Below are 26,842 nucleotides of genomic sequence, written 5' to 3'. Positions count from 1 at the left end.
GGGGCTGGAGCTGTTACAAAATTGCCCTTCATTTTGTAACATTCCCATCCCCTATGCCATGACCTTGCCGATGACATTTTTATTACTCATATATTTTTCTTATATAAATTCAGCAGCTTGCTGCTTATAATCACTCTGTACTGTATATTGGGCTATTATTTCCTCTAGAGAAGTAATCTCAGCCATCCTGCCAGTTCTTTCGAAAGCTTTTCGGGCCTTCATATAATATTCCGCCACAGGCAAAGTCAACGAATCTTTAAATACTTCCGCTATCCCTTTTTCCTGCTCCATTAACAGCCTTATTTCTGCTTGCGTGCGAAAAATTACTCCACTTTGGTATTGATCATTATATTTCTCCAGAAAATCTTTTGCCTGCTCTAGGTACTGTTTTGCTTCGTGAGGACGGTGCAGCCTCACTGCAATCAATGCCAATACACAGTAAAGTGTGCTATAACCTCGCAAGCACCAATAACCCTTTTCATCGCCAAATCCATCTGCAACAGCAAGAGCATCCATAAGGTATGCACTAGCTTTTCCATAGTCATTTAGCTGAAAGGCTGTACAACCAGCATTAATATAAAACAAAGCTACGCCTTCGCTAACATTTTTGCGTCCGGCGATTCTAGCTGCCTGCTCATAGTGGTACAATGCTGCTTTATAATCAAAACTTTCTCGCCGCAAATCACCAATATAATTATTGGCTGCTGCTATGGTAAAAACATAGAAACTATTGTGAACAGCCAATTTTTTTAACAAAGTCAGCGATTCTCGGTAATACTTCTCAGCCTGCTGATATTGGCCTTTGAGCGCAGAGGCCACCCCTAAAAATCGTAATGCAGTCGCCTTTTTCTCTGAAAGTTCATCCTGTTCGGTCAAATGCAATAACTTGATGGCAAAATTTTCTATTAGATATGCTTTCCGCGTCTGAATACCACAATAAATAATTTGCTGACACCCCTTGATTTGATACTCTCTGAGGTTTTTCTTTGAAGCCAACCGTAGCATCTGATGCATTAATTTCAACCCCGCTAAGTGTTCCCCTCTCCAGATATGATATCGCCCAGCCATCTCCCAATAAGCAACTCGGTAAGTGTCCAATCGCTCATCTGCTATTGTTTTAGACAATAATACATCTAATAATTCCCTTATCTTACTGAAATACGTAGTAATCTGACTCCTACTTTCCTGAAAATCAATCCCCGTTGGATAGTAATGATTTAACTCCGGAAACATCTCATATTGGGGGCAATAATATCTTTCGACCATTTTAATCGTATAATCTAAGATTTTCAGCTTTTCATCCGCGTTTGTGTAATGATATAAAATATGTTCATAAACATCTTTGCTTTGCATACCACATTGCAATTGCTGTTCTAAATAAAGTGCCGATCGCTTATGCAAAATTCGTTGCCTTATTGTCGACATCTCACGATACACATAATCACGAATTTTTAAGTTATAAAATTTATAACTAGAATCACCCTTGTCTGAATCAAACTCTTCCATTAGCAGTTGCTTTTGTTGTAACTCTTCAATTGCTTCAACTAGGTCAAATTCATTTATTGCTGAAACGGCAAGCAGCACTTCATAATTGGCATTATCAAAAAATACGGAAGCTATTTCAAGAACTTTTCTGCCATTTTCAGAAACATTAGCCGTTCTTTCCTTTAATACGCTATTTAACTTGATTGAACAGTGACTGATATCTTTGCCGGCTGCAATCAAATTCAGACATTCAATTAGAAATAATGCATTGCCACCTGTATATTCGTATAACCTGGCTTGCATCTCCTTACCAATGCTGGGTAAGCGTATTTTTGATAAGCTCATCACGTCTTGTGCACTGAAACGTCCAATGTTCATCTTTTCCAGCATACCGTTACGTTCAAACTCTTCTATTGATTTATCAATTTGCGGTAAATATTCCCTATGGCAAGTCGCAATACAAACAATATTGGTATGTAGGCGTAATAACTGCCATAGCAACAACCACCCTTGCTTATCCATCCAATGAATGTCTTCAATCAAAATAATCGTTTTTTTCAAACTAGAAGCCTTGACCAATACTTCGCACATGATCTCTTCAATCATTGTTGTACTGAATTTATAGGTGTCCACTGTTATTTTTGTCTGTAAAAGCTTTTCACCTATTTTTGCTGTCGGAAAAGCATACGCAATAACTTGCTTCCAAAGGGGTGGTAACTCAATCTCGGCTTGCATTAAAACCGCTATAACTTGTAAAAAAATATTATTCCATGCTTTATAAGTATACTCAAATTCAGCTTGATAGCATTGGGTACGAAAAACATTACAATTTACTGTTGAAATCGGTGAAAGCAGTTGTTCAACAATTGCAGATTTACCAACGCCCTGATCGCCCTGTAACAGTAGCATTCGTTTGTTCTGCTCCTTTTGGAACGATCTATCCAGCAATAGACGCAATTGCCCCAATTCTTTTTCGCGACCATAAAACTTTTGGCTTTTAAATACCTCTTCCTGAGTGACCCTACTCTTCCTATCCTTAATCCGTTTATAAATTTCCTGTGTCCGAGCACTGGGTAACAAACCTAAATCCTGTGCCATTTTCCGTTCCAACTGTTGATAGATTTCCACTACTTTATGAGAATCTTCTTTTTCATAGATCTTCATTAGTAGCCGATAAGCTCCTTCATTATATGCATCCAGTCTAATCAAGTACTTTAGGTATCGTTTCATAGACGTATAATCTTTAGAATTCATTTTCTTTACGATCAATTTTGTCAAACAGCTTATGCTATCCTTTCGAAATCGTTCACGAATTTCAGTAACCCACTCATCAAAATGGATTGCATCTTTGCAATAAAATCCTTCTAGAAACTCACCTGTATCTTTTTCTAAAAATTTAGCAATATTGTTTACTGTTAATAACTCCAATTCCGTCGTTACAACAACTTCTGGATTTAATACAATCTTCGCTCGTGATGAAGTAATCAATAAATCCACCGAAAACATTTTTTTTAGTAAATAAACTGTATTGCGTAAATTCCTCTTAGCGGCACTATCTCTCATATCTCCCCAGAAGAGGGCTGCTAGACTATCACGTGTAGCCTCACCTATAACCAAAAGATAGTACAACAAGGCTTCCATCTTAGCAAATGGAAACACCATCTTTTGATCATTCCAATATATTGCTGGCTTTCCAAACAACTCCGCACGTAATTTGGTCACACGCTCATCTCCTTGGAAAAAAATGTTATATATAGCTATTTTATACTGACTCATCTCACTATTGCAAATTATTATCTTGGTAAATTTCTTACTACATTCCACATTAAATCAGCTAATACGTATGTATGCTATACCCAAGCTTAAAGGTGGTATTAGAAGATTTTATTATTCATTAACTATGCAGATAAGAAAAGACTTGGCTTGTGCCAAGTCCTCGGACGCAGGCAGAAGCCTTAGTCGTTCTTACTTGGAATCAAGAAAGTGTTATACTTTCTGATTCCGTAAAAAATTAAAAGGGAGGAATTTTATAAAAAATTCTCTCCCCTTTAACAACCCTTTCAAATGGCTATTTTTCTCTGCTATTTCCACTTTTGTACAGTACGATTAAATTTCAGCCAATATTTATCTAGTTTTTTCCTTAGCGTTAAGGTTTCGTGGCATTGCCAACCAATCAGCATGCCTGCCTCTAATGGTAAACCTTTACTTGATTTCCCTCGTAATAGTTCCCTAAGTAATCCTTCTGTACTTTTCGCATCACTAATGATTCCTAAAGTGTCTTGGAGTTTTTCTAATTTTAATAATAAACGAGGGGTTCCTTTCAAATCAGGCTGCAATACTTCCATTGTATATCTTATCTTCTTAACCCAAAGCCTAATTTTGTGGACATTTTCAGCATCCGTCCATTCCACTGATTTCTCCTGTTTTCCCACTATTCTGAGCCAGCTTAATAAACCAGTAATCACATAATCATCAACTGTACAGTCATGGGGAATAATTTGCTGACAATCTTCATCAAGAAGTTCCGCCCACAACCCTAACAAAGTAGACGTTGTTAAGCCAGAATTATACTCTGCATAGATCTTTTCGGCTTCCTGGCTGCGCTTTTCTGTTAAAACTTCCCCTAACCATACCTTGCCCTCCATAGATACCATTTGATAACCAAGGAACTGCTGCCAACTACAGTAGGCTACATCAAGTTCTCTTAAAGCCTCTACTTTCCTCCCAAACTTTCGCAATTCGTCTTGGTAGCGGGAATACTCCTTGATCACAGCTAACGGTTCAGAGAATTCTAATACAGACCGCAAGCGACGCAGGCAGATACGTAGCTCATGAACCAGCCCAGGTTGCTCTTTGTTTTCTAAAAAAGACCTTTGGGCTAATAATACTTGAGCTATCAGATCCACCAATACAACTCTTAATATCTCACCTACCGGTCTACTTTTGTCTACCTTTGGTAACTCATTTCTCCTTGGTATCTCGGTAGACAACCCTGCTAATAAAAGTCCACGATAGTACTTACTATCAGGCTCTGGCAGTAACGGATATTCTCTGGCTAAGGCAGCCCCTAACAAAAACAAATCCCTAGGTTGTCCACTCTTAAGCTCCAATTCTACTTCTAAAATTGGTGCTGTCTTCTCTCCTGCTATAATTTCACCTTTATCGGCAGCCACTTCAATTGTAGCACCATCATGCATATTAACCTCTAAGATTTGCCTTTCAAAACGAGTGATTAAAATAGGCTCTAGTATTTGGTCGCCTATTACTTCTTGTAACCGAGAACCAACCTCCGTATTAAAAAATACTGTTATATCCGGTTCTTCACTGTCTACAGCAATATTCCATTCCTGGCGGGCATGCAGCCCCCCTTTAGATGACCCACTACTTTTTACCGTAGCCACCCAAACCTCACCCTCACGTCGAACACGATAAGCTAGTTTCGCGTTTTGCAAAGAATGATTCGCTGTGTCAAAATAACGGGCTTCCAATTGCTCAGTCTTCGCCGTTCCTGGAACTGCAAGGCTCGTGAGTGCTTCTGCTGTCATAATTCTTTCCCATACACTCTCATCTGTACACCGAAGTTTCAATTCTGTTTCTGTATGCTTAGACAATAGGTATCACCATCCTATTAACATTATGCCATTTTCACTTATTCTTTCAGCGTATATCATACATCAACCATTGTCAATGGAAACCACAAATGGAAGATTGCTATAAGAAAAGACTTGGCTTGTGCCAAGTCCTTGGACGCAGGCAGAAGCCTTAGTCGTTCTTATTTGGAATCAAGAAAGTGTTATACTTTCTGATTGCGCAAGACAAAAACGCCTCAAAACCGGTATATTACCGACTTTGAGGCATTTTTTTTAAAAGCTTGCAGAATCTTGAGGAATTTCTAAGAACTCTACACCAGGATTCCGTTCACTTACCCAGCGAATGGCCCATTCATTACTTAAGAGCAGCACAGGCCGATCCTTTATATCACGAATCATCATACCACTGTCAATGCTCTTCATTGATTTAATGGCAGCTTCATCACCAACTAACCAACGAGCTACGCTAAAGGATAAGCGATCCATGATTAGCTCTACACCATATTCATTTTTCAATCGATATTCTAGTACTTCAAATTGCAGCGAACCAACTACGCCAATGATGAAAGCCTCGGAGGCAAAATCACTCTGGCGAAAAACCTGAACAGCACCTTCCTGAGTCAATTGCGTCATGCCTTTAACGAATTGTTTACGTTTCATAGTATCTTTAGGCTGTACCTTCGCAAACTGTTCAGGAGGAAATACAGGAAAATCCTGAAATGTGAACTTGGTGTTTTCTGGGCATAAGGTATCACCAATGCCAAAAATTCCTGGATCAAAAAGCCCAATGATATCACCAGGATATGCCTCGTCAATAATAGTTCGCTCTTGTGCTAAGAATTGTTGGGGCTGAGATAATTTAATATTCTTGCCGGACTGAGCATGATATACAGACATACCTCTCGTAAATTTACCCGAGCATATCCGAATAAAGGCAAGTCGATCCCGATGAGCGGGATTCATATTTGCCTGTATTTTGAAGACAAAGGCGGAAAAATCCTCACTTGCAGGATTGACTTCCCCTACGCTGGATGTACGCGGAACAGGGGCAGGTGCTAACTTCAAAAATGCCTCTAAGAAAGGACGAACACCAAAGTTTGTCATCGCACTGCCAAAAAACATAGGTGTAAGCTCACCAGCTGCCACTTGCTCATAATCAAAGGCATCGCCAGCCATATCTAATAGTTCAATATCTTCAATTAAAGCTGCATGAACAGTTTCCCCTAATAGCTCACGAAAAGCAGGGTCACTTACACTTCCCATCGTGGAAGGCAATACAGACTGACCATGGGCGCCGTCTTTTGCAAATAGTTCTACTTGTGCCTCTTGCCGATTATAGACCCCAACATAACTACCGTCTATTCCTACAGGCCAGTTCATTGGATAGGCTCGTATTCCCAATACCTGTTCTATTTCTTCCATTAACTCAAAAGGACTCTTACCATACCGATCCAGTTTATTTACAAAAGTAAACACAGGGATTCTCCGTTGACGACACACGTGAAATAACTTCTTTGTCTGATCTTCTACCCCTTTGGCCACATCAATCAGCATGACAGCGCTATCAGCCGCCATGAGAGTGCGATACGTATCTTCACTGAAATCTTGGTGACCAGGTGTATCCAAGATATTAACTCGATACCCATCATAATCAAACTGCAATACGCTAGAGGTTACAGAAATACCTCTTTGTTTTTCAATCTCCATCCAGTCAGAAACAGCATGTTTTGCCGCCTTACGGGATTTTACCGAACCTGCCAAACGAATGGCACCACCGTATAATAATAACTTCTCAGTCAACGTAGTCTTCCCTGCATCCGGGTGGGAAATAATAGCGAATGTTCGCCTTTTATTAATCGTCAATTGTAAATCTTCCATTATATCGTAAAAAACCCCCTACACTCATACCTGTACTATATAAATTACTCTCTATTACTATATGGTTACCTATCTAAAATGTCAAATATTATCCTTATATATACACTTATTTATCATACATTCCCGGCGTTTTCCTTTCTCGTGATGATTTGTTGTATCCTCGCGATCTCATTCCAAACCATCCCCACCAATCTTTCTAAAATAAATTCTTGCAATGAATTAAAATACCTTTTTACTTTCCTAATCTTGCTAACAATGCAAATATATTTATTCCAGTATAAAAAGAGTAGAATTCATAGGATACTATGAATTCTACTCTTTTTATTAATATAGAGAGTAACCCCTGCTGCTTTATTTCAATCTAGCTTATATCTTTACGCTTTTTTGCTAATCTCATGTCTGTTTACTTTGTCACCCTTTAGGGTATCCGCCGTCTGCTTGTAAACAAACTCTGTATTTAAGGCAGTAACAAAACCCGCAAACCATTTTTGGTAACACTCTTTCATAAAAGCTTTATCTACACCAGCCTTTATCCAATTGCGCTCTTGAAGGCAGGTATTTCCTTCCCAGCTCACTTTGTCAGCTTCATTTACTGTCACTTCATCACCTTGATCACAAGGCATGCCATTCAATAAATAATCATTAATAGCCTGGTAAATGCCGCCAGCCCTTTGTACATCATATTTTTGTTGGGCTTTGGCATGCTCACCGCATATTTTTCCATGATCTGCAAAGGCATCTAGTACTAGCGTCTGGGCTGAACCACCGCAATTATCTACTAATTCTTTAATAAAAGCAGCTTCGCGGGTTTCAGAAATGGTTACTTGACGTTGCAGCCAACCATGGATATTACTATGATCAATTAGTTCTCCAAGTTCTGTATCGGGCAAAGGTTGACCATAAATTTGCCACACTTGCGATTGTAGCTCTTCAGCCGTTGCACCACATAGCTCTTCAGCCTTTCGAAAAATTAGTTGCTCTCGTTCTGCAACCCGCCCTATTTTATGATACAACCAATAGTGAATATGACCTAAAAAAGCACTCATTATAAATTTCCTCCTAAATTACCTTATTTAAACCGGCTACGATTTCGTTTACATCTAGACCATGAATTTCTGCTGCTTTGCTTAGCGCTTCGCCCGTTGCAGAAGGGCATCCAAGACATCCCATGCCAAAGGAACGGAATATAGGGATTGTTTGTGGATAGACTCTGATAATGTCACTTATGACACTATCCACTGTGATTTTGTCCCCAAATACCAATGTGCCTTCTGTTAGACCACCTGCAACGGGGATAATCTCACGCCCCTCTTCCGATTGAGGTACTAAGGGCTTTGTCGTTTCACTCACACCTTGATAGAATTGAGCCAATACGTCGGCTCGAAACTTTTTAAATCCAACCCGGTCAATAAACTGACCTATACGCTCAATATCCGCATTTTTCTGATAGTACTGAATAATAACGCCTACGATTCGGAGTACCTCATCGTAATCTAACCCTTCAATTAAAAGATCCGCCAAGCGAGGGTGCGAACCAGCAGTGCCACCTACATAAATATCCCAGCCAATATCCGTCCCCATAACACCAATGTCTCTTACGTGTACCTCAGAACAAGAATTTTGACAACCCGCCACACTAAATTTCATTCGGGATGGCATTTCTTTTTTATGATACAACTTGTCAAGTTCCATACCTAGCTTAATACTATCTTGCTTGCCACGTTTACAAAATACACTGCCCGGGCATATTTTAACACTACGTACACAATTGGCGAAACCCATAGCAGGCTGCATACCTAGTTCTTCCCAAATTTGATCAATATCTTCTGCTTTAAGCCCCGTAATCATGATACGCTGTGCAGATGTCAATTTCATTACACCATGATACTTCTCGGCAACATCTGCATACTTTCTCATAGCATCCGGTTTTATAAAACCTCCTGGCAAATGGGGTGTTATCGCATATGTACGATTACCATTATGGATCTTTTGTAAATTAGCACCTTTAGGTAACATTGTGCCACCTCCCTTAAATATTATCTTTATCATACCCGATACTCGCTTTCTTATCTGTGATCTATATCATCTTTTGTAAAAAACTAAAAAATATTTGACACCTGCCTTTTTTCCGTTATAATGAACATATACCAAGTTTACAACTTTACACTTTTTTAAAAGTTATGATGGAGAAATAAAGAAATACCCCTATGTTTCAGAGAGCCGGAAAAGGTGTGAACCGGTAACATATGTATTTTGTAAGTCACTCCTGAACTGCAAAGCTGAAAATAGTAAGTAAGCTGCGCCGGAAACAGTTCCATTGGAACGCAACCGTTATCTTGCTAGGGTTGATAGACCTGATGAGATGCATACACCTTCATGTGGATGCAATAAGGGTGGTACCGCGAGATAACCTCTTGCCCCTTTTGAGGGAGCAGTGGGTTTATTTTTTTTATCTAATTTAAAAGGAGGCTATTACTTATGCGTAGTGACATTGTAAAAAAAGGTTCAACTCGGGCAGCCCATCGTTCCCTTTTCTATGCTATGGGATACAATCAAGAGGATTTGGATAAACCTCTCATTGGCATTGTCAATTCCTTTAACGAAATTATCCCTGGTCATGGGCACTTAAAAGATATTGCCCAAGCGGCGAAACTTGGAGTGGCAGCCGCAGGCGGAACCCCCTTAGAATTTCCCGCTATTGGGATTTGTGATGGCATTGCCATGGGGCACAAGGGTATGAAGTACCCCCTGCCTAGCCGTGAGTTAATTGCCGATTCCATTGAAGCAGTAGCAGAGGGTCATGCTTTTGATGGTCTCGTCCTTATTCCTAACTGTGATAAAATTGTGCCTGCTATGCTTATGGCAGCTGCTAGAATTAATATTCCTTGTGTAGTAGTTAGTGGTGGCCCTATGCTGGCGGGACGTTATCAAGGCAAAAACATTAGCGTCAGCAATATCTTTGAGGCGGCTGGAAAATATGAGTCAGGAAAAATCAATGCAGAAGAATTAGCTGCCATGGAAGCATCTGCTTGTCCAGGCTGTGGATCTTGTGCGGGACTGTTCACTGCCAATACTATGAACTGTTTGACAGAAGTCTTGGGAATGGGTCTCCCTGGTAATGGTACCATTCCTGCAGCCTTTACTGGAGCTCGAAAAGTACTTGCCAAGCAGGCTGGCGCCGTTATTATGGACCTCGTAAAAAACAATGTCCGCCCACGAGATATTTTGACCAGTAAAGCTTTTGAAAATGCAATTACCGTCGATATGGGAATTGGCGGCTCTTCCAATACAGTATTACATCTTACAGCGATCGCCCATGAAGCGGGACTTCCCCTTCCTCTCTCCTTATTTGAAACCATCAGTGCCAAGACCCCTTATATTACAAAACTCAGCCCTGGTGGAACCCATCACATGCAAGACTTACAAGAAGCCGGTGGTATTAGCGCTGTCATGAAAGAACTAACAAAAGCCAATCTCATCCATACAGATGCTCTAACCGTAACAGGCCCCTTATCTCAGCGTTTGGTAGATGCCGAAATTACACGGGCTGATGTAATCCATACCATTGATAACCCCTATAAGAAAACTGGCGGCATTGCCGTGCTTGCCGGCAACCTTGCTCCTGACTGCGCTATTGTCAAGGAAAGTGCCGTAAAGGAAGATATGCTTGTTTTTGAAGGTCCTGCCCGTGTGTTTGACTCTGAAGAAGAAGTAATTGAAGCACTCCTGGCTAAACAAGTAACAGATGGTGAAGTCGTTGTCATCCGCTATGAAGGACCAAAAGGTGGTCCAGGCATGAAAGAAATGCTCAATCCTACGGCCATTATTACTGGCATGGGACTTAAGGTAGCACTTCTCACTGATGGACGGTTTAGCGGAGCTACCCAAGGGGCCTGTATTGGTCACGTCTCACCAGAAGCCATGGAGGGAGGGCCTATTGCTCTAGTCGAAAATGGGGATGTAATTTCCATTAACATTCCAAACCGTACTTTGGTTCTAAATATCACAGAGGAAGAGATGGACAAACGCCGCCAAAACTGGGTACAACCAGAACCAAAGATCAAAACAGGCTACCTCGCTCGTTATGCACGTATGGTTACATCCGCTAATACAGGTGCTGTATTAAAATAAGGAGATTATTACAATGAGATTCATTAGAACTTTAAGCAACTATATTACCCAATACTTCCCTTTATGGGTTGTATTATTTGCCGCTGCTGCCTTTTTTCAGCCGGCCCCATTTAAACCACTCGGCACCTATATTCCTTATCTACTTGGGCTTATTATGCTTGGTATGGGACTGACAATGTCCCTTAATGATTTCAAACTGGTTCTTACTCGTCCCAAGGATGTTCTTTTCGGCATTGTATTGCGCTACGTTATTATGCCCGTTGTGGCCTTTCTGGTGGCTAAGCTCTTAGGCTTACCGCCAGCTTTGGCTGCTGGACTCATTTTAGTAGGCGCCTGCCCTAGTGGCACGGCCTCCAACGTTATGACCTTTATTGCCAAAGGAGACACTGCTTTATCCGTCACCGTATCTAGCTTTAATACCATATTGGCTCCCATTCTTACACCGTTTATCTTTTTATACTTTGCCGGCACGATGATTCCCATTCAGGCGGGCGCCTTGCTAGTAGACATCTTAAAAATTGTTTTATTACCTGTATTTATTGGTATTACCCTGCGTATGATTGCCTCCTCTTTGGTTGATAAAGTAAACAACCTAATCCCCGCCTTCTCTGTTATTGCTATTATTATGATTATTACTGCCGTAGTCGCTCTAAACGCTACCAAACTGGTTACTATTGCTGGCATGGCCTTCCTAGCCGTTATTCTGCATAATAGCATTGGTCTTTTCCTAGGTTATGCCTCTTCTCGAGTCACAGGCATGAGTGAAAGTAAAGCAAGAGCGATTTCTTTCGAAATCGGCATGGAAAACTCCGGTCTCGCTGTCGCTTTAGCCATGGCTCATCTTGATCCGATAGCAGCCATTCCAGGTGCTATCTTTAGTGTGTGGCACAACTTCAGTGGCAGCTTGCTCGCAGGATTCTGGAGTACTCGTAAAATAAATAACAAAAAAACTCTCTAATCTTATTAAATGACATAACGAAAGGTCCTGTTAGGCACATAAGCCTTACAGGACCTTTTACATTTACATATATGTAATTAGCCGCAGTGCATTATTATTCTCTTTTTCTGTTTGAGTATTACATATTATGGAAATACTCTTATAGGTATGGAGGTAATACAATGAAAAAAACGTTTATAATTCTAACTATTGTTTTTGGGCTTTTACTTTTTATTCCTACTTCGACTTTTGCAAGTTGGGGCTGGGAACCTACTGATAATCCCGTTCCTTATTATTATCAGGCATGGGGAAAATGGTATAATAACGAGGATTTCAAAGTTTTTATGGTGCAAATAGAGGAATCAACCTATAAATACGTCTTCGACTACAATGGAACTTTTATCGGTGGTTGGATGACATATATGCCCATGCGATTACCATAAGCTTTAGCTTTTTTATACTGATCTAAACAAGAAGTAGCTCATGAATTGATTCAATTCATGAGCTACTTTACTTACTATTGTGTATATATTTTCCTAAGAAGTTCTCACATATTTTTATCCGATGACTAAACTGCTCTAAGACTCCCATCTTCTATAAGTGGGAGTCAAGAGCGGCTAAGTCCCTGGATAAGTGCGACTAAGATTCAGATGGAGTTAAAACTCCATCTGAATCAAGTCTTCTTTATCTAATGAAATGAGTGAAAACTTTATCTTCTCTTTCTGGTTGCTTGACTTCATCTTTTCCAAACTCTACTAATTTCATCAGCCATGCCATATTTTTACCAAGGACTCTTGTGATTTGGTTCCCCTCTCCATCTTCTTGAGCATCCCCTGGTTTTGTACCGTGTATAACATTCCAATAATTTGACGTTGGCATTAACATTTCTGCATATGTAACATAATGGTTTAATTGATCGAAGGTCGTAACGCCACCGGAACGTCTCACAGCAACAACACTAGCTCCGATCTTATGTCGCAACATGGATTTATTAACAGATGTAACATAAAAGGCTCGATCCAAAAATGCTTTCATCGTTGCTCCGATTCCAGAATAATGAACAGGCGATCCGAGTATAATACCATCGGCTTCTTTCATCTTTTGAATCCACTCATTGACTTCATCGCCAATTACGCACTTTTCATTTTGATTTCTTACACAGCCGCCACAAGCCGTACAGCCTCGAATCACCTTATTGCCAACATGCACGATTTCAACTTCTATACCCTCTGCTTCTAGCTCCTGGGCTACTCCCTTTATTGCGTGGTATGTATTCCCTTCTTTTGTAGGACTGCCATTAAAAGCTACAACTTTCATTTTTATACCCTCTTTCTTTTTTCTTTAAAATCACATAGTATCATAGTAGATGATAAGATCACCTTTGACAAGTACGCACTTAATAGTATGGTAGTTCCTATATATATACTTTAATCTTTACAGTGTTCCTACGCGACGAATGATTTCAACGACAGTTTCAGCAGACTTTACCAAAGATTGTACTGGCAAAAATTCATATTTCCCATGGAAATTGTGTCCTCCCGTAAATAGGTTCGGACAAGGTAATCCCATAAAAGATAAGCGCGCACCATCGGTACCACCACGAATTGGTTTGGTTATAGGATGTACGTCAACAGCCTTCATCGATTGGCATGCTAAATCTATGATATGCATTACTGGCTCAACTTTTTCTCGCATGTTGTAGTACATATCGGTAATTTCCAAAGTAATGGTTCTTGGGCCATATTTAGCATTAAAGGTATTAGCCATAGTGACTAACAATGCTTTACGTTGTTCATATCTTTCAGAATCATGATCCCGCACTAAAAGACTTATTTCGGCGTATTCTACACCACCATTTAATTTATTAACATGAAAAAATCCTTCATAACCGTCTGTATACTCAGGCCGTTGACCAGCAGGTAACAGCTGTTGCCACTCTGCAGCAATACTCAGAGCATTGACCATCTTACCTTTTGCTGCTCCTGGATGAACGCTTCGCCCTTGAACCTTTATTGTGACATTCGCTGCATTGAAATTTTCATACTCAATAGCCCCAATTTCTCCGCCATCTACAGTATAAGCAAACGCAGCACCAAAAGCCGGTACATTAAATAGGTCAGCACCACGACCAATTTCTTCATCAGGAGTAAACCCAATTCGTACCTTACCATGCTGGATTTCTGGATGTTCTATTAAATACTTAACTGCACTAACAATTGCACACATGCCAGCTTTATCATCGGCTCCAAGTAACGTCGTTCCATCTGTAACCAATAAATCTTGCCCTACATAGGCTGTAAGCTCAGGAAAATCCCGCGGTGAGAGAATAACGGAATGCTCTTTATTAAGGAGAATATCATTTCCATCATAAGATGTAACCAAACGAGGCTTAGGCGAAGTACCAGTCATATCAGGACTAGTATCTAAGTGAGAAATAAAGCCAACGACGGGCGCCTGACGGAATCCGTTTTCCGGCAAGGTAGCCGTCACATATCCATTCTTATCAATTTCCACCTCATCCAGCCCTATTTTCTCTAATTCGTCAGCTACATATTTCGCGAGTATTTTCTGACCTTGAGTACTAGGACACTGGTGGTTTTGATCGTTAGATTGGGTATCAATTGCAACATATTGCAAAAACCGCTGTATTAACTCCTCTTTCTTCATTTCCATGTTATTATCACACCTTTCTAAATCTGATTTCTCCCAAAAGTATAAATTATCTATTATCTATCATAACAAAAATATCCTGTAAAAATTCACTTTGAATTCTACAGAATATTTTTTTGCTAATAGAATAACTTAAAGTAAGCTATGCCCACCATCAATATGAAGGACAGTGCCAGTGACAAAAGTGCTGGATAGTAAATATAAGACTCCTTGTGCCACATCTTCGGCCTGCCCTATTCTTTGTACAGGCAGTTTACTGGCTAATCCATTGTAGAAATTATTACGGGCTTCTACTGGCATTTTGCTGCGAGATGGTGTATCAATAATGCCGGGAGAAACAACATTCACCCTAAGAGGAGCAAGTTCTAAAGCAAGGGTTTTGCCAAGATTAGCAACTGCCGCATTAATCGCTCCAAGAGTTGCAGATCCGACCATGGCTTTAAAGGCTACGACTCCTGAAAACAGAGTAATAGATCCTTTTGCAGAAAGATATGGTGCCCCATATTTTGCCGCGTAGTACTGACCCCAAAATTTGTTCTCAAACATTTGATGGTCTTTGGCAGCATCTGCCTCAAGGAAGGACCCTCCCGAAGTCTCCGCTGCTGTAACTACTAAATGATCAAAACTGCCTACCATCTCAAAAAATTCCTTCATCTTATCTTCTTGGCTCGTATCCAATACATAAGAGGTTATATTTCCACCTAATTGTTCCTTTGCTTTTTGTAGTTTTTCTTTAGAACGACTGGCTATCGTTACTTTTGCTCCTTGCCCTATAGCAAGCCTAGCTGTTTCCAAACCAATTCCGGAACTTCCACCAATAATAACAATATGCTTACCCTGTAACATTTTTCATACCCCCAACTTTTTATTTAATTGCTGTTGAGGCCATTGTAGCAACATTACTTCCCCATGTAAAGTAGTGTAATTAAATACACATGGTTACCTTTTTGTAAGTTTTGTATATTATCTGTAGTAAGTATGAAAAATATTTTTAGTATTTTTTATTCCTCTAAGGTTGGTTAGTTATCGGGTAGTGTTAAGCCAAATCGTTTTAGTTCCTTAAATATACCTTCTAGCTTTTTCCCTTTTTCCGTTAAGGAATATTCAACACGAGGCGGAACCTCTGGGTATACTCGTCTTGTCAGAATGCCTTGTTCTTCTAATTCCCGCAGTCGTAAGGAAAGGGTTTTCGGACTAATTCCCTGCATCGCTCTATGCAGATCACTGAATCGCATCGTCCCTTCAATTAGTAAATCTCGTATAATCAAAAATGTCCATTTCGTGCCAATAACATCAAGTGTTTTAGCAATTGGACAAGGTGTTCCTGGCGTTCCCTTTGTCAACTCAATAGGTTCCAACATATCCATTATAAGTCTCCCCTAGCTTTTTTTCTCTTTTTTGTAGTATATCATAAAATACCCATTAGGTAATTAGTGTAAAATAAATGGCAGGTAAATATATCTAATACGGAGAATCAAGAACCCTAGAAAAAATAAAAAGGCAGGTATGATAGTAATGGATTTGATTCAAGTCAATCAAGAAAAATGTATCCGCTGTGGCCTCTGTGCTACGGTATGTCCAACAGATGTTATTGGCATGGATAGTTCTGGTCCTAAAACCATTGGACAACACTGTATTGCTTGCGGTCACTGTGTGGCCATTTGCCCAGAAGCAGCATTAGATAATATAAAAGCTCCTTTAGCTAAACAAACGTCTTTAGGAGAAACACCTGTTTTAGACTCAGATACAGCAACACGCTTTCTCCGTTCACGGCGATCCATTCGATCCTATAAAGAAACTACAGTTTCTCGAGAAAAAATTCTGCAGCTTCTTTCCATTGCTCGCCTTGCTCCTACTGGTGGAAATACACAGGGTGTCAGCTATCTTGTTATTGACAATAAGGGCACATTACGCAAAATCACAGCAGCAGTTGTTGACTGGATGGAAGAGGAAATAGAAAAGAATTCTCCTTGGGCAACCTACTTTTCAGGAAATGTTACTAAATATCGTAAGACAGGCAAAGATGTGATACTACGGGGTGCCCCCTGCTTAATCATTGCCAAAGCACCTAAAGACTTTATGCCTCGGGGAAGGGATAACGCTCATTTTTCCTTAACTTATGCTGAATTGTTTGCGCCAACCATTGAACTAGGAACCTGTTGGGCTGGCTACTTTGAAGCCTGTGCCCTTTCAGGTTATCAGCCCCTTCTCAATCTTTTGCAACTTCCAGAAAAAATGGCTGTTACTGGTGGGCTGATGGTCGGTTATCCCCGATTTTCTTATAAAAGATTAGTGGATAGAAACCCCTTAGACGTAGCTTTCCAATAGGATTTACTTCACAAAATAGATAGACCAGTAGTAAATTAAACTCCTGCTGGTATCTATTTTGCTATAAAAGTAAGGCAATACCTGTACAAATAGTAACAAAACATAGTATAGTAGTAGCATCACTACTAACAAACTTTATAGATTAAGCAACGATTTATAGGGAAATACTTTACACATGGGGGTGATTGTATGGGAAAAGTATCGCCTAAGGATAGCTATAAAAATATCAAAACTGCCGCTAAAAGCACACAGTTCTTCACTGCCAAACAAGCACCGAAAAAACCGAATAAAAAGTAACAAAAGGTGGATAAATCTACCTTTTTTCTTTTATAGTTACTTTATTTCTCAAATGTAATCAACAGATCAATAATCTCTGGGTGATTTCCTATACGAATCGGTGGTCCCCATGTCCCAATTCCACAAGATACTATGACTTGATATGCACCTTTTCGCAAGTAACCCCAGTCAATTTCAAAGACGCGTTGTATAATCAGATTATTGGGGAAAAACTGTCCATGATGGGTATGCCCTGATAACTGAAGATCAACTCTATTACGCTGTCCTTCTTCTAATTTATAGGGTTGGTGGTCTAACAAGATAATCGGAAGCTCATGATCAATACCTTGCATGACTCTATATAAAGGAAATCGCCCTTTTCCGTTTGCTTTCTTTGCACTCCGATCATCTCGACCAACCACATAGAATTGTTTATTAATCATTAGGTATTCGTCCCGTAATAACTTAATATTAGATTTGCCAATATGCTCTGCGGCGAGATCACTTTCTCCACCAAGATACTCGTGATTTCCAAGCACTGCAAACACACCATAAGGAGCATGCAATTTACCCAATGTCACAGACATTTCCTCTTCTATGAAAAATTTTACATCTTCATCAATTGTGTCCCCAACTAAAAATATAATATCGGGATGCAGCGCATTAATTTGCTTAATGATGGTCTCCAGCCGATCCTTATCAACAATCACACCAAGATGTATATCAGATATCATTGCAATATGAAGCTGTGACAATCCAGGTGCTGTTTTATTGACCGTCAATTCGTATTTACGAATACGCGTTTTTTTTGCATTCCAATTTCCATAAAGAATTAGAGCAACCACTAAGAAGAGGACGCTAAATCCTAGTACCATTGATGGATATGGTACTAGCAAAAATTGGGGTAACAACAATTTATTCAGAAATCGCAAGAGATCCACAGCCACCCAAACCAAGAAAAAGTAATAGCTTGCGGCAAGCCAATAATCCCCAAAGATAGTCATTCGAGTATTGAAAATACCGGGAAAATTTTTCCTTCCGACTCTGGCCACAATTTTTGTTACTGCAAATAAGGTATATCCACCCCAATAAAATAAGGAATAAGGCTCAATGATATTACGGAGACATTGAAAAAAACGAAGTGCTATATAGTAATTTGCCGCAGCATATAGTAAGAAAATAATGCCTAGTACCATAAAAAAAGAATTCATCTACTATTCCTTTCTGTATATCCCTTAAAACCTCATATCTTAGATTCTTCTTATATTTCCATCCTAGATTAACAACTACAAAAAATCATCTTTGGACTATGCTATAGCAAACAAGCATCATTCTATAAAGAATGGTGCTTGTTTGTTAAGAGTTACACACTCCTTTTTTCTAATTGCCTTGCTCTTTGCTGATTCATTTTTTGTTTCGCGAGTTGCTTTGCATCTACTGGCTCAATTTTTGTGCCATATGCAGATGATAGCAAATTCTCTAGTTCTTCCTGAGGTAAGGTATAAGAAATCATTTTTTTAGTCATATTATTCTCCTTTGCCAAGTAGTTTGCAAAACGATATAAAGTTTACTTCTATAGAGTATATGCAAAAGATCCCTTTTTTATAAGGCCTAACCATATCTAAACCGAATCTTTAATTATAATAGATTCCTTTTAAGGTATATTGAGCGAGTATGTGGCCTTCCATCGCCTTGTAAAGTTCATTTACATAAAATCCATCTTGCAAACCTAATGATCGATCAAGAGCAAATACATGTATTTCATAAGTATGAGGTTTATCGGGAGGCATCGGGCCACCAAACCTAGCAGCTTCATAACGGTTTAAAGGTTCAGAAAGTAATCCACTCGACCAACTATTTGTTCCTTGGACAAACCCTCTTGCATTTACACTTACATTTTCACCAATCGAATCCTCAACTAAATTAGCAACAGACCAATGTATCCAAGAAAATCCCGTTGGCGGTATGGCATCTTTATCCTCCATAAGAATGGCAAAGGTTTTTACATTGGAGGGATATTCTTTAATCACTAGTGGCAAAGACAGGGTCGGCATACCTTTATAAAATTGCTCCCCATATTTTCCATACTTTTTGTCAATGATGCCATTCACAATACCACTGCTCGTAACAATCATAATACAACCTCCTATTTTCTTTAGTGATTTATATTAGTTCCTCATTATTTCCTCTATCACCTTCAGTAAGAATTCATTTCTCTTTGCGTCTTATTTTCAGATTATACCGCTCTCCTCTAACTTCGGCTATGTTCTAATTATGCCCATTTCCGTAAAATAACCTAATCTAAAATGGTTATCAAATTACAATCCAATTATCTACCTCTCTAATCAAGAGTATTAATTTCTTTTACTATAGAATTCTCTATTTAAAAACTAAAATAACAATAAGTCAGTTGACAGTACTTATTAACTTTGATAAGATGGTAAAAATTTATATAAGAAGGCGGCAGTGAAATAATATGGCATTTTATTATGAAGAAGTTTCTAGAACTTTTAGTGAATATCTTCTTGTACCTAATCTTACAAGAAAAGATTGTATCCCTAGCAACGTTAACTTAAAAACCCCTATTGTAAAATTTAAAAAAGATGAGAAGCCTCCTATTGAAATAAATATCCCATTTGTTTCTGCAATCATGCAATCTGTATCAGATGATAATCTAGCGATTGCTCTTTCCAAATGTGGAGGATTATCCTTTATTTTCGGTTCTCAATCAATAGAACGACAAACTGAAATGGTAAAAAGAGTAAAGAATTTCAAAGCTGGTTTCGTAGTCAGCAATGCAAATCTGTCTCCAGAACATACTGTAAAAGACGTTATTGAATTAAAAGAAAAAACAGGACATGCCACCATCGCTATTACAGAAGATGGAACACTAGCTACTAAATTATTGGGGATTGTTACCAGCAGGGATTATAGAACCAGTAGAGATTCTTTAAATAAAAAAATTAAAGAATTCATGACTCCTTTTTCAAAGCTTATCGTTAGTACAGTTAATACTAGTCTAAAAGAAGCAAATGATATCATTTGGGAACGTAAGCTTCACTGTTTACCGATTATAAATGATAAACAACAATTAGTATATTTCGTTTTTAGAAAAGACTATGAAGATCACAAACAAAATCCCTTAGAGCTTTTAGACTCTGAGAAGAGACATATGGTTGGCGCAGGTATAAACACAAGAGATTATAAAGAAAGAGTACCCGCTTTAGTTAAAGCTGGCGTAGATATTTTATGCGTCGATTCTTCTGACGGCTTTAGTGAATGGCAATCAGAAACAATAAAATATATAAAAGAAGAATATAAGGATACTGTTAAAATCGGCGGCGGAAATGTGGTCGACAAGGAAGGGTTTATGTACTTCGTTGAAGCAGGTGCTGACTTTGTAAAAGTTGGAATCGGCGGTGGGTCAATCTGCATAACTAGGGAAACGAAAGGAATCGGTAGGGGACAAGCTTCTGCAATTATAGAAGTTGCCCAAGCTAGAGACGATTATTTTAAAGAAACAGGCATCTATATTCCAATTTGTTCAGATGGCGGAGTTGTGCATGACTACCATACCGTGCTAGCTCTAGCAATGGGTGCTGACTTTATTATGATGGGACGATATTTCGCAAGATTTGATGAAAGTCCTGCTCCTAAAACAAAGCTTGGTAATAACTATGTTAAAGAATATTGGGGGGAAGGTTCCAAACGTGCCCGCAACTGGCAACGTTATGATTTTGGCGAAGGAAGTAATCTTAAATTTGAAGAAGGCGTAGATAGCTATGTACCGTATGCTGGTAAACTGAAAGATAATATTGATGTTACTTTAAGTAAAATAAAATCAACAATGTGTAGCTGCGGAGCTATCTCGATTAAAGAACTGCAAAGAACCGCAAGAATTACCCTAGTATCTTCTACAAGCATCGTAGAAGGTGGCGCTCATGATGTTATTTTGAAGGAAAACAACTATTAAACTTGCAACACTTCCTGAGTAGCGATACTGTACTTCTATAAAAATGAGAAACGCCCTCCAGATATTGGCAGGCGTTTCTCATTTTTTATGATATATATATTTTTTTATTGAATATCAACAGACGACGTCCACCTTTTGTCACCATTAATACCATTCCTCATTTTTATTACGATGATTTCACTTACCTTTAATCAATTAAGAGAGTTCCCCTCTAAGGCGAGCCAATTCAGCTTGATCTTCCGAGTAGTACCACCTGACAGACTTTCCAACGACACATTGCATAGCGTCGACCTTCCCAGCCAAAGCAAGTTCTCTCATTTTTTTTATGTTAAACCCATTAGCAGAAAAATAATTAGTGGGAATAAAGCCTCTATTAACTAGTCTCTTTCGATATTGTTCAAAATCTCTAGAATCCATTTTAATTAGCCATATTGACATTTATCTTACCCCCATCTTACTTCAATAACTATATCATAATGCAGTTCCTTCTCAATTGCTTCTATCAAAAGGTAGAGAAACGACATTTTTTTTGAAAATTCTACGTTATTTGAGGGTAACAGTCCCTAAAAGATAATAAAATTCCTTGGGCCTCATAGATTAAGTAAAAACCGTACCAATATAAGGTACGGTTTTTTAGCGACTCATATTATTTTTTAATCCACTCTGTATGAAAGCTACCTGGTCGATCAATTCTTTCATAGGTATGAGCACCGAAATAATCTCTCTGTGCTTGAATTAGATTGGAAGGAAGTACAGCGCGGCGATAACTATCATAATAGTCTAAAGAAGCGCTAAAGGCAGGGGTTGGTATCCCTAACTCTTTACAATTCTTGACTGTCAGTCTCCAGTTATCCTGTACTCGGCCTAAAGCGTCTTGGAAGTAGGGAGCAAGTAATAGATTGGGAAGACTCCCATCCTGCTGAAAGGACTCTTTTATCCGATCTAAAAATTGAGCTCTAATAATGCAGCCGCCGCGCCAAAGAAGGGCGATATCGCCATAATTCAAATTCCAGCCATATTCTTTGTCCGCTGCCTTTAGTAGGGCAAATCCCTGGGCATAGGAGCAGATTTTAGAAGCGTACAAGGCATCATGAATGGCTTGAATAAATTCTTGCTTATTTCCTAGGTATTGATCACTGCTTGGTCCTTTTAAAAGACTGGAAGCTACCACTCGTTCTTCTTTGTATGCTGACATGCAGCGAGCAAATACCGCTTCTGTAATCGTTGGTGTAGGTACGCCCAAATCCAAAGCACACTTAGAGGTCCACTTGCCCGTTCCCTTTTGCCCAGCTTTATCAAGAATCATTTCTACCAAGGGCTTGCCTGTTTGTTCATCTTTTTGCAGAAAAATGTCCCTAGTAATTTCAATGAGATAGGAATCTAGAGCTCCTTTGTTCCATTCATCAAATACTTCGTATAGTTCCTCCGCTGATAAACCTAAGGCAATCTTCATAATATAATATGCCTCACTAATGAGCTGCATATCTCCATATTCTATACCATTATGTACCATCTTAACGTAATGTCCAGCACCATCAGTACCTACATAAGAGCAACATGGACCATCAACCACCTGTGCGGCTATAGCAGTAAAAATAGGTGCAATTTCTTGGTAGGCAGATAGCTCGGCTCCAGGCATCAAACTAGGGCCCTTTAATGCCCCCTCTTCTCCCCCTGATACTCCCATACCGACAAATCGAATACCTTGGCGAGATAACTCTGTAAACCTCCTGCGGGTATCTTCAAAAAAAGAATTTCCCCCATCAATAATAATATCTCCTTGCTCTAAATAAGGTAGCAACTCTGCAATCATGTCATCAACAGGTTTACCTGCCTTAACCATCAGCATAATCTTACGGGGCTTAGTTAGTTTTTTTGTCAGCTCCTCGATAGAATGAGCTCCACCAAGTTTTTTCCCCTTGGAATTTCGTTGGATAAAATCATCTACCTTGCTTGTGGTTCGGTTATAAACCACTACACCAAAGCCTTTGTTTGCCATATTCATGACTAGGTTTTCACCCATTACTGCTAAGCCGATCAATCCTATATCGTATGCCTTTTCCATGTTTCTACCTCCCACTGCAAGTCTTCGTATCTAATTAATACTGTATTATTCTCGTATGTTTCCGAGAATACCTGCAATTCAAGAAAAAATAATCCTATTTTTTATCTATTTCGGGGCATTTATTCCATCCTTTGCAGAATTAAGAAAAGACTTGGTTGCACCAAGTCCTTATAAGCAGTTAGAGACTTTATTCACTTTCACGCAAAATCATGAAGAATTACGATTATTAGAATTTCTATTCCTGTTTATCATATTCCATCTCATCCTTTGGTTCGTAGTGAAATTCGGGAACAAAAGGAGTAATAAATTGCTGTACCTTTACTGCATCATAGTCAGATAGGCTATCAACCCATTGGTGAAGTTCGTCCTTTATATTCCTCATATGATAAACTCTCCTTTCATGATTTTAATCTATAGAAATAGAATTCCATTATCCTTAAAAAATATTACCGTTTTTTTATATTATGAAATAAATTTTAGCAGGTTAAAAAGTTCATCCACTGACGAAACCATATGGTTCGGCTCGGCTGTAACTAATTCTTCCTGGCTACCATATCCATACGCAACTGCAATCACATCTATACCATTTTTCTTAGCGCCGATTACATCATGTTTGCGATCACCAACCATAATAATCCTTTCTCGCTCTTTAAGATTTTGATCTTGCAGAGCAAATTCTATCACATCACCTTTTTCGGTTCTCGTGCCATCCAGATTACTCCCGATAACAGCATTAAAAAAGTGGAGTAAGTCGAAGTGTTCCAAAATTTTTACGGAAAATACAGTTGGCTTAGAAGTTGCTACAATTAGTTTTTTTCCTTGTTTCTTTAGTTCCGTGAGCAATTCTCTAATACCTAAGTAAACTTCATTTTCATATAATCCGACTTTTGAAAACCTTTCTCGATAGTAAGAAATAGCCAAGGTAGCTTCCTCATCACTCATATGATAAAACTCCTTGAAAGCACTTAATAAGGGTGGTCCAATGAAAGGTGTCAGTTTTTCCGCATCTTCTTCATAAATCCCCATTTTATCTAGCGCATATTGAACAGACAATGTAATGCCCACTTTAGGGTCTGTCAATGTGCCATCAAGGTCAAATAATATTACATCATACATAGCAGTACCATCCTTCTCCTCATTTAAACTAACTATAAAATATAGCTCACAACAACTAACTGTCAAGTAAAAAATATAAGCCTGCAGACTATATTCTACAGGCTTATATTAATCAAGCTGTTTTATTAACAACAAAAGCGTTTAACTTATCTTGAAGTGCCCCAAAACCAACACGGTTGACAAAGTCAGTAAAAGATTCAGCTTTGACCTTATTTTCTTTGTAGAATCCAATTATTTCGACTAAGGCTTGACCAACCTTTTCTTTTGTCACAAGCCCTGATAATTTCGTCGCAAAGGAAGCAGAAGGTCCAAGTATCCCACCAAGCCATACTTCAAAGCTTTCGATTGCTTTGCCATCGACTAATACTACATTCCCTTGCAGTCCAATATCAGAAATTTGCGGCTGTCCACAAGAGTTTTTGCATCCGCTGATACTAAGACGAATAGGTTCTTCAAGAGAAATATGTTCGTCCAAATATTGAGCAATTTCTTGTATGCTGTGCTTGGTTTCCGCCACAGCAAAAGGACAAAATTCTTTTCCCGTACAGGTAACTGCAGTAGCAAGGAAGGATTGAGAGTCGGGAGAAAATTTATTTACGATTTCCTCTGCCAACAAACCTTCAATTTTTTGATCAGGAATATTAATCAGAACAATATCTTGTGAGTTAGTAGTTCGTATTTCTCCATCACCATAAGCATCCGCTACCCCTGCTATTTTCTCTAGTTCACTTGCGCTCATTCGTCCCGCAGGTATGGTTAAGCCAACATAAGAAAGACCAGGCTGCTTCTGCCTATGAACCCCGTGGAAAAAGCCCTTGTTCCAGTTACTTGTTAAATCAGTACCTCTTGTTACAAATGGTCCTGTAATCTTAAGTAATTCCTCTGTAAATTTCTCCATACCCCAGTCAGCAACCAAAAATTTTAGTCGTGAATGATTACGTTTTTCACGATATCCGTAATCACGAAAAATAGTGGCAACAGCTGCCGAAACTTTTAGAATTTCTTCAGGCCGAACAAAAATATCTACATCTTTAGCCAACTGTGGTTCTGCTGATAAGCCACCGCCAACTGCTACGTGAAAGCCTTGTACCATTTTTCCATGTATTTCTTTCTGCGCAGGAGTAAAGGCAACATCATTGATCTCTGCATGGATGGAATTGTGAGGAGCTGTCGTAATGGCAATTTTAAATTTCCTTGGCAAATTAGAGAAATCTCGATTGTATTCAAAGAAACGATTCAACTCGCGAACAATGGCGCTGGCATCAAAAATTTCATCAGGATCAACCCCTGCTAAAGGACTGCTGACAATATTTCTCGGACAGTCACCAGCTGCCGCGACTGTCGTAAGACCAACATCTGCTAACTTTTTAAAAATTTCTGGTAAGCTTTCTACCCTTATCCAATGAAATTGAATGGAATGACGACTTGTAATATCAAGTAATTCCCGCCCATGTTCTTTAGATATCTCTGCAATTACCCTCGCTTGCTTTGCTGTAAGGACTCCACCAGGAATTTTGACTCTAAGCATAAAAAACTCATCCGTCTTAGGCCTTTGTACATAAAGTCCTAGCCATTTGAAGCGGTCGAAATCATCCGCAGTAATCGCGGCAAAGCCCTCCTCGGCATATTTGTCCAAACTTTGAATAACATCTAACCCATCCTTTTCTAATTTGGCGATCTCAACATGATTTAGCTTAGTAACATCTTGACTCCATTTTTGCATTAAAAAAAACCTCCACTTTTCTTTATCTTTTGAAATTTAGTGATTACAAATACGGGGTTCTAAGATTTTTAATACATTACAAAAAAAAGGCTAAGGATTCCTCCCACTGTAGAGAAGCCGTCCTTAAGCCTTTGGTTTTCCAATCAGCTAACTATTATTTTTTTTACTATAGCACGCAGAAACTATAATGTCAAATCAGATTGCTCTATTCTATCCAATTCCAATGTTTAGCTCAATGACTAACGAATCTGCCACCATTTCAACTACAAGAAATTTCGTACTGCTAACCTTCACTTTGAAGTTTTCGCCAACAACTATACTTGGTGGTGAAATATCTACCCTTAGTCCTTCTTTTTCAAAATTGGTTGCCGCATTTCCTGTAACCATATTTGTCAATTCAGAAATAGCACTTTGGGCTAATTCATCTAGAGAAGTAACAGACATTCCCATCATCATTTTTGATGCAATTTGCATGGCAGTTTCTTCTTTCAAATTATAAGCAATATTACCTCGTAATTGATCTGTCAACCCTACTAGCACCGTAATTCCTTTACTCTCAACAAACTGATCTCCAACAGATAGCTTACCTTTTACAATGTTTTGAAAGCCTAGTTGAGGCATGATTGTCATAATTGCATCAATAAATGGATTGATCATTTTTACATCCAAG

The 26,842-nt window shown here is 39.0% G+C and carries 23 protein-coding genes and 1 other annotated feature; of the genes, 5 read left to right on the top strand and 18 right to left on the bottom strand.

Annotated elements, in window-relative coordinates:
* Positions 1 to 99 precede the first annotated feature (99 nt).
* The 5 genes from QSJ81_RS24150 to QSJ81_RS24130 form a co-directional block, all read right to left on the bottom strand.
* The gene (locus tag QSJ81_RS24150) at positions 100 to 3,207 is read right to left on the bottom strand and encodes an ATP-binding protein (RefSeq protein WP_285719876.1); all 3,108 of its coding nucleotides are present in this window, start codon (positions 3,205 to 3,207) and stop codon (positions 100 to 102) included.
* Between the two features lie 359 nt (positions 3,208 to 3,566).
* A complete protein-coding gene (locus tag QSJ81_RS24145) occupies positions 3,567 to 5,096 on the bottom strand; it encodes a CYTH and CHAD domain-containing protein (RefSeq protein ID WP_285719875.1) in 1,530 nt (509 codons plus the stop codon).
* 252 nt (positions 5,097 to 5,348) lie between these two features.
* Positions 5,349 to 6,953, bottom strand: coding sequence for a peptide chain release factor 3 (locus QSJ81_RS24140; protein ID WP_285719874.1), 1,605 nt, complete (start codon positions 6,951 to 6,953; stop codon positions 5,349 to 5,351).
* A gap of 374 nt (positions 6,954 to 7,327) precedes the next feature.
* The gene (locus tag QSJ81_RS24135; protein ID WP_285719873.1) at positions 7,328 to 7,999 is read right to left on the bottom strand and encodes a hypothetical protein; all 672 of its coding nucleotides are present in this window, start codon (positions 7,997 to 7,999) and stop codon (positions 7,328 to 7,330) included.
* A 13-nt stretch (positions 8,000 to 8,012) separates the two neighbouring features.
* Positions 8,013 to 8,969 carry a DUF1858 domain-containing protein gene (locus QSJ81_RS24130; RefSeq protein WP_038674236.1) on the bottom strand — a complete coding sequence of 319 codons (957 nt, stop codon included), beginning with the start codon at positions 8,967 to 8,969 and terminating at the stop codon, positions 8,013 to 8,015.
* A gap of 155 nt (positions 8,970 to 9,124) precedes the next feature.
* Positions 9,125 to 9,378: a binding site (T-box leader), on the top strand.
* A 53-nt stretch (positions 9,379 to 9,431) separates the two neighbouring features.
* On the opposite strand from QSJ81_RS24130, the gene ilvD reads away from it, so the two are divergent.
* The 3 genes from ilvD (at position 9,432) to QSJ81_RS24115 (ending at position 12,464) form a co-directional block, all read left to right on the top strand.
* Entirely contained in the window at positions 9,432 to 11,084 is a 1,653-nt protein-coding gene (gene ilvD / locus QSJ81_RS24125) for a dihydroxy-acid dehydratase (protein WP_285719872.1), read from the top strand.
* Between the two features lie 13 nt (positions 11,085 to 11,097).
* On the top strand, positions 11,098 to 12,042 hold the full coding sequence (locus QSJ81_RS24120) for a bile acid:sodium symporter family protein (protein WP_285719871.1): 945 nt from the start codon (positions 11,098 to 11,100) through the stop codon (positions 12,040 to 12,042).
* A 161-nt stretch (positions 12,043 to 12,203) separates the two neighbouring features.
* Positions 12,204 to 12,464 (top strand): hypothetical protein, encoded by a 261-nt coding sequence (locus QSJ81_RS24115; RefSeq protein WP_285719870.1) that lies wholly within the window; start codon positions 12,204 to 12,206, stop codon positions 12,462 to 12,464.
* A 241-nt stretch (positions 12,465 to 12,705) separates the two neighbouring features.
* Here QSJ81_RS24115 and QSJ81_RS24110 read toward each other — a convergent pair whose 3' ends face one another.
* From QSJ81_RS24110 to QSJ81_RS24095, 4 genes are all read right to left on the bottom strand, one after another.
* Positions 12,706 to 13,338 carry a flavodoxin family protein gene (locus QSJ81_RS24110; protein WP_285719869.1) on the bottom strand — a complete coding sequence of 211 codons (633 nt, stop codon included), beginning with the start codon at positions 13,336 to 13,338 and terminating at the stop codon, positions 12,706 to 12,708.
* 117 nt (positions 13,339 to 13,455) lie between these two features.
* Positions 13,456 to 14,694, bottom strand: a complete 1,239-nt coding sequence (gene pepT / locus QSJ81_RS24105; RefSeq protein WP_285719868.1) for a peptidase T — start codon at positions 14,692 to 14,694, stop codon at positions 13,456 to 13,458.
* Positions 14,695 to 14,823: 129 nt separating this feature from the next.
* Complete coding sequence (locus QSJ81_RS24100) at positions 14,824 to 15,537, bottom strand: SDR family oxidoreductase (protein WP_285719867.1); 714 nt, start codon at positions 15,535 to 15,537, stop codon at positions 14,824 to 14,826.
* 173 nt (positions 15,538 to 15,710) lie between these two features.
* Complete coding sequence (locus tag QSJ81_RS24095; protein ID WP_038674244.1) at positions 15,711 to 16,058, bottom strand: winged helix-turn-helix transcriptional regulator; 348 nt, start codon at positions 16,056 to 16,058, stop codon at positions 15,711 to 15,713.
* 148 nt (positions 16,059 to 16,206) lie between these two features.
* On the opposite strand from QSJ81_RS24095, the gene QSJ81_RS24090 reads away from it, so the two are divergent.
* On the top strand, positions 16,207 to 17,019 hold the full coding sequence (locus QSJ81_RS24090) for a nitroreductase family protein (RefSeq protein WP_285719866.1): 813 nt from the start codon (positions 16,207 to 16,209) through the stop codon (positions 17,017 to 17,019).
* A 338-nt stretch (positions 17,020 to 17,357) separates the two neighbouring features.
* Here the strand turns inward: QSJ81_RS24090 and QSJ81_RS24085 are convergent, their stop codons facing one another.
* From QSJ81_RS24085 to QSJ81_RS24075, 3 genes are all read right to left on the bottom strand, one after another.
* Positions 17,358 to 18,506, bottom strand: coding sequence for a metallophosphoesterase (locus QSJ81_RS24085; protein ID WP_285719865.1), 1,149 nt, complete (start codon positions 18,504 to 18,506; stop codon positions 17,358 to 17,360).
* Positions 18,507 to 18,658: 152 nt separating this feature from the next.
* Positions 18,659 to 18,820: a hypothetical protein gene (locus tag QSJ81_RS24080; protein WP_173406235.1), complete on the bottom strand. Its 162-nt coding sequence runs from the start codon at positions 18,818 to 18,820 to the stop codon at positions 18,659 to 18,661.
* Positions 18,821 to 18,929: 109 nt separating this feature from the next.
* Complete coding sequence (locus tag QSJ81_RS24075; RefSeq protein WP_285719864.1) at positions 18,930 to 19,430, bottom strand: YbhB/YbcL family Raf kinase inhibitor-like protein; 501 nt, start codon at positions 19,428 to 19,430, stop codon at positions 18,930 to 18,932.
* Positions 19,431 to 19,771: 341 nt separating this feature from the next.
* Here QSJ81_RS24075 and QSJ81_RS24070 point away from each other — a divergent pair, with 341 nt between their 5' ends.
* On the top strand, positions 19,772 to 21,268 hold the full coding sequence (locus QSJ81_RS24070) for an IMP dehydrogenase (RefSeq protein WP_285719863.1): 1,497 nt from the start codon (positions 19,772 to 19,774) through the stop codon (positions 21,266 to 21,268).
* Positions 21,269 to 21,463: 195 nt separating this feature from the next.
* Here the strand turns inward: QSJ81_RS24070 and QSJ81_RS24065 are convergent, their stop codons facing one another.
* The 6 genes from QSJ81_RS24065 to QSJ81_RS24040 all read right to left on the bottom strand — a co-directional run bounded on the left by QSJ81_RS24065 (position 21,464) and on the right by QSJ81_RS24040 (position 26,841).
* On the bottom strand, positions 21,464 to 21,706 hold the full coding sequence (locus QSJ81_RS24065) for a hypothetical protein (RefSeq protein WP_038674250.1): 243 nt from the start codon (positions 21,704 to 21,706) through the stop codon (positions 21,464 to 21,466).
* Positions 21,707 to 21,914: 208 nt separating this feature from the next.
* Positions 21,915 to 23,333 carry a decarboxylating NADP(+)-dependent phosphogluconate dehydrogenase gene (gnd, locus tag QSJ81_RS24060; protein ID WP_285719862.1) on the bottom strand — a complete coding sequence of 473 codons (1,419 nt, stop codon included), beginning with the start codon at positions 23,331 to 23,333 and terminating at the stop codon, positions 21,915 to 21,917.
* A gap of 235 nt (positions 23,334 to 23,568) precedes the next feature.
* A complete protein-coding gene (locus QSJ81_RS24055) occupies positions 23,569 to 23,715 on the bottom strand; it encodes a hypothetical protein (protein ID WP_285719861.1) in 147 nt (48 codons plus the stop codon).
* Positions 23,716 to 23,795: 80 nt separating this feature from the next.
* Positions 23,796 to 24,449 carry an HAD family hydrolase gene (locus QSJ81_RS24050; RefSeq protein WP_285719860.1) on the bottom strand — a complete coding sequence of 218 codons (654 nt, stop codon included), beginning with the start codon at positions 24,447 to 24,449 and terminating at the stop codon, positions 23,796 to 23,798.
* 112 nt (positions 24,450 to 24,561) lie between these two features.
* The gene (locus QSJ81_RS24045) at positions 24,562 to 26,172 is read right to left on the bottom strand and encodes a nitrite/sulfite reductase (protein WP_285719859.1); all 1,611 of its coding nucleotides are present in this window, start codon (positions 26,170 to 26,172) and stop codon (positions 24,562 to 24,564) included.
* Between the two features lie 210 nt (positions 26,173 to 26,382).
* Complete coding sequence (locus QSJ81_RS24040) at positions 26,383 to 26,841, bottom strand: chemotaxis protein CheX (RefSeq protein WP_285719858.1); 459 nt, start codon at positions 26,839 to 26,841, stop codon at positions 26,383 to 26,385.
* Between the last annotated feature and the right edge of the window lies 1 nt (position 26,842).

Origin of the sequence: Pelosinus sp. IPA-1, assembly GCF_030269905.1 — a bacterium.
GTDB lineage: Bacteria > Bacillota > Negativicutes > DSM-13327 > DSM-13327 > Pelosinus.
This window is presented reverse-complemented; position numbering and strand designations above follow the sequence as displayed.

Bases quoted from the DNA above. Each gene is read 5' to 3' on its own strand.
- QSJ81_RS24095 (WP_038674244.1), bottom strand. From the start codon at position 16,058: ATGGATATGTTGGAACCTATTGAGTTGACAAAGGGAACGCCAGGAACA.
- QSJ81_RS24130 (WP_038674236.1), bottom strand. From the start codon at position 8,969: ATGTTACCTAAAGGTGCTAATTTACAAAAGATCCATAATGGTAATCGT.
- ilvD (WP_285719872.1), top strand. From the start codon at position 9,432: ATGCGTAGTGACATTGTAAAAAAAGGTTCAACTCGGGCAGCCCATCGT.
- QSJ81_RS24090 (WP_285719866.1), top strand. From the start codon at position 16,207: ATGGATTTGATTCAAGTCAATCAAGAAAAATGTATCCGCTGTGGCCTC.
- QSJ81_RS24075 (WP_285719864.1), bottom strand. From the start codon at position 19,430: ATGATTGTTACGAGCAGTGGTATTGTGAATGGCATCATTGACAAAAAG.
- gnd (WP_285719862.1), bottom strand. From the start codon at position 23,333: ATGGAAAAGGCATACGATATAGGATTGATCGGCTTAGCAGTAATGGGT.
- QSJ81_RS24070 (WP_285719863.1), top strand. From the start codon at position 19,772: ATGGCATTTTATTATGAAGAAGTTTCTAGAACTTTTAGTGAATATCTT.
- QSJ81_RS24140 (WP_285719874.1), bottom strand. From the start codon at position 6,953: ATGGAAGATTTACAATTGACGATTAATAAAAGGCGAACATTCGCTATT.
- QSJ81_RS24100 (WP_285719867.1), bottom strand. From the start codon at position 15,537: ATGTTACAGGGTAAGCATATTGTTATTATTGGTGGAAGTTCCGGAATT.
- QSJ81_RS24120 (WP_285719871.1), top strand. From the start codon at position 11,098: ATGAGATTCATTAGAACTTTAAGCAACTATATTACCCAATACTTCCCT.
- pepT (WP_285719868.1), bottom strand. From the start codon at position 14,694: ATGGAAATGAAGAAAGAGGAGTTAATACAGCGGTTTTTGCAATATGTT.
- QSJ81_RS24085 (WP_285719865.1), bottom strand. From the start codon at position 18,506: ATGAATTCTTTTTTTATGGTACTAGGCATTATTTTCTTACTATATGCT.
- QSJ81_RS24080 (WP_173406235.1), bottom strand. From the start codon at position 18,820: ATGACTAAAAAAATGATTTCTTATACCTTACCTCAGGAAGAACTAGAG.
- QSJ81_RS24055 (WP_285719861.1), bottom strand. From the start codon at position 23,715: ATGAGGAATATAAAGGACGAACTTCACCAATGGGTTGATAGCCTATCT.
- QSJ81_RS24065 (WP_038674250.1), bottom strand. From the start codon at position 21,706: ATGTCAATATGGCTAATTAAAATGGATTCTAGAGATTTTGAACAATAT.
- QSJ81_RS24050 (WP_285719860.1), bottom strand. From the start codon at position 24,449: ATGTATGATGTAATATTATTTGACCTTGATGGCACATTGACAGACCCT.
- QSJ81_RS24110 (WP_285719869.1), bottom strand. From the start codon at position 13,338: ATGAAAGTTGTAGCTTTTAATGGCAGTCCTACAAAAGAAGGGAATACA.
- QSJ81_RS24045 (WP_285719859.1), bottom strand. From the start codon at position 26,172: ATGCAAAAATGGAGTCAAGATGTTACTAAGCTAAATCATGTTGAGATC.
- QSJ81_RS24135 (WP_285719873.1), bottom strand. From the start codon at position 7,999: ATGAGTGCTTTTTTAGGTCATATTCACTATTGGTTGTATCATAAAATA.
- QSJ81_RS24115 (WP_285719870.1), top strand. From the start codon at position 12,204: ATGAAAAAAACGTTTATAATTCTAACTATTGTTTTTGGGCTTTTACTT.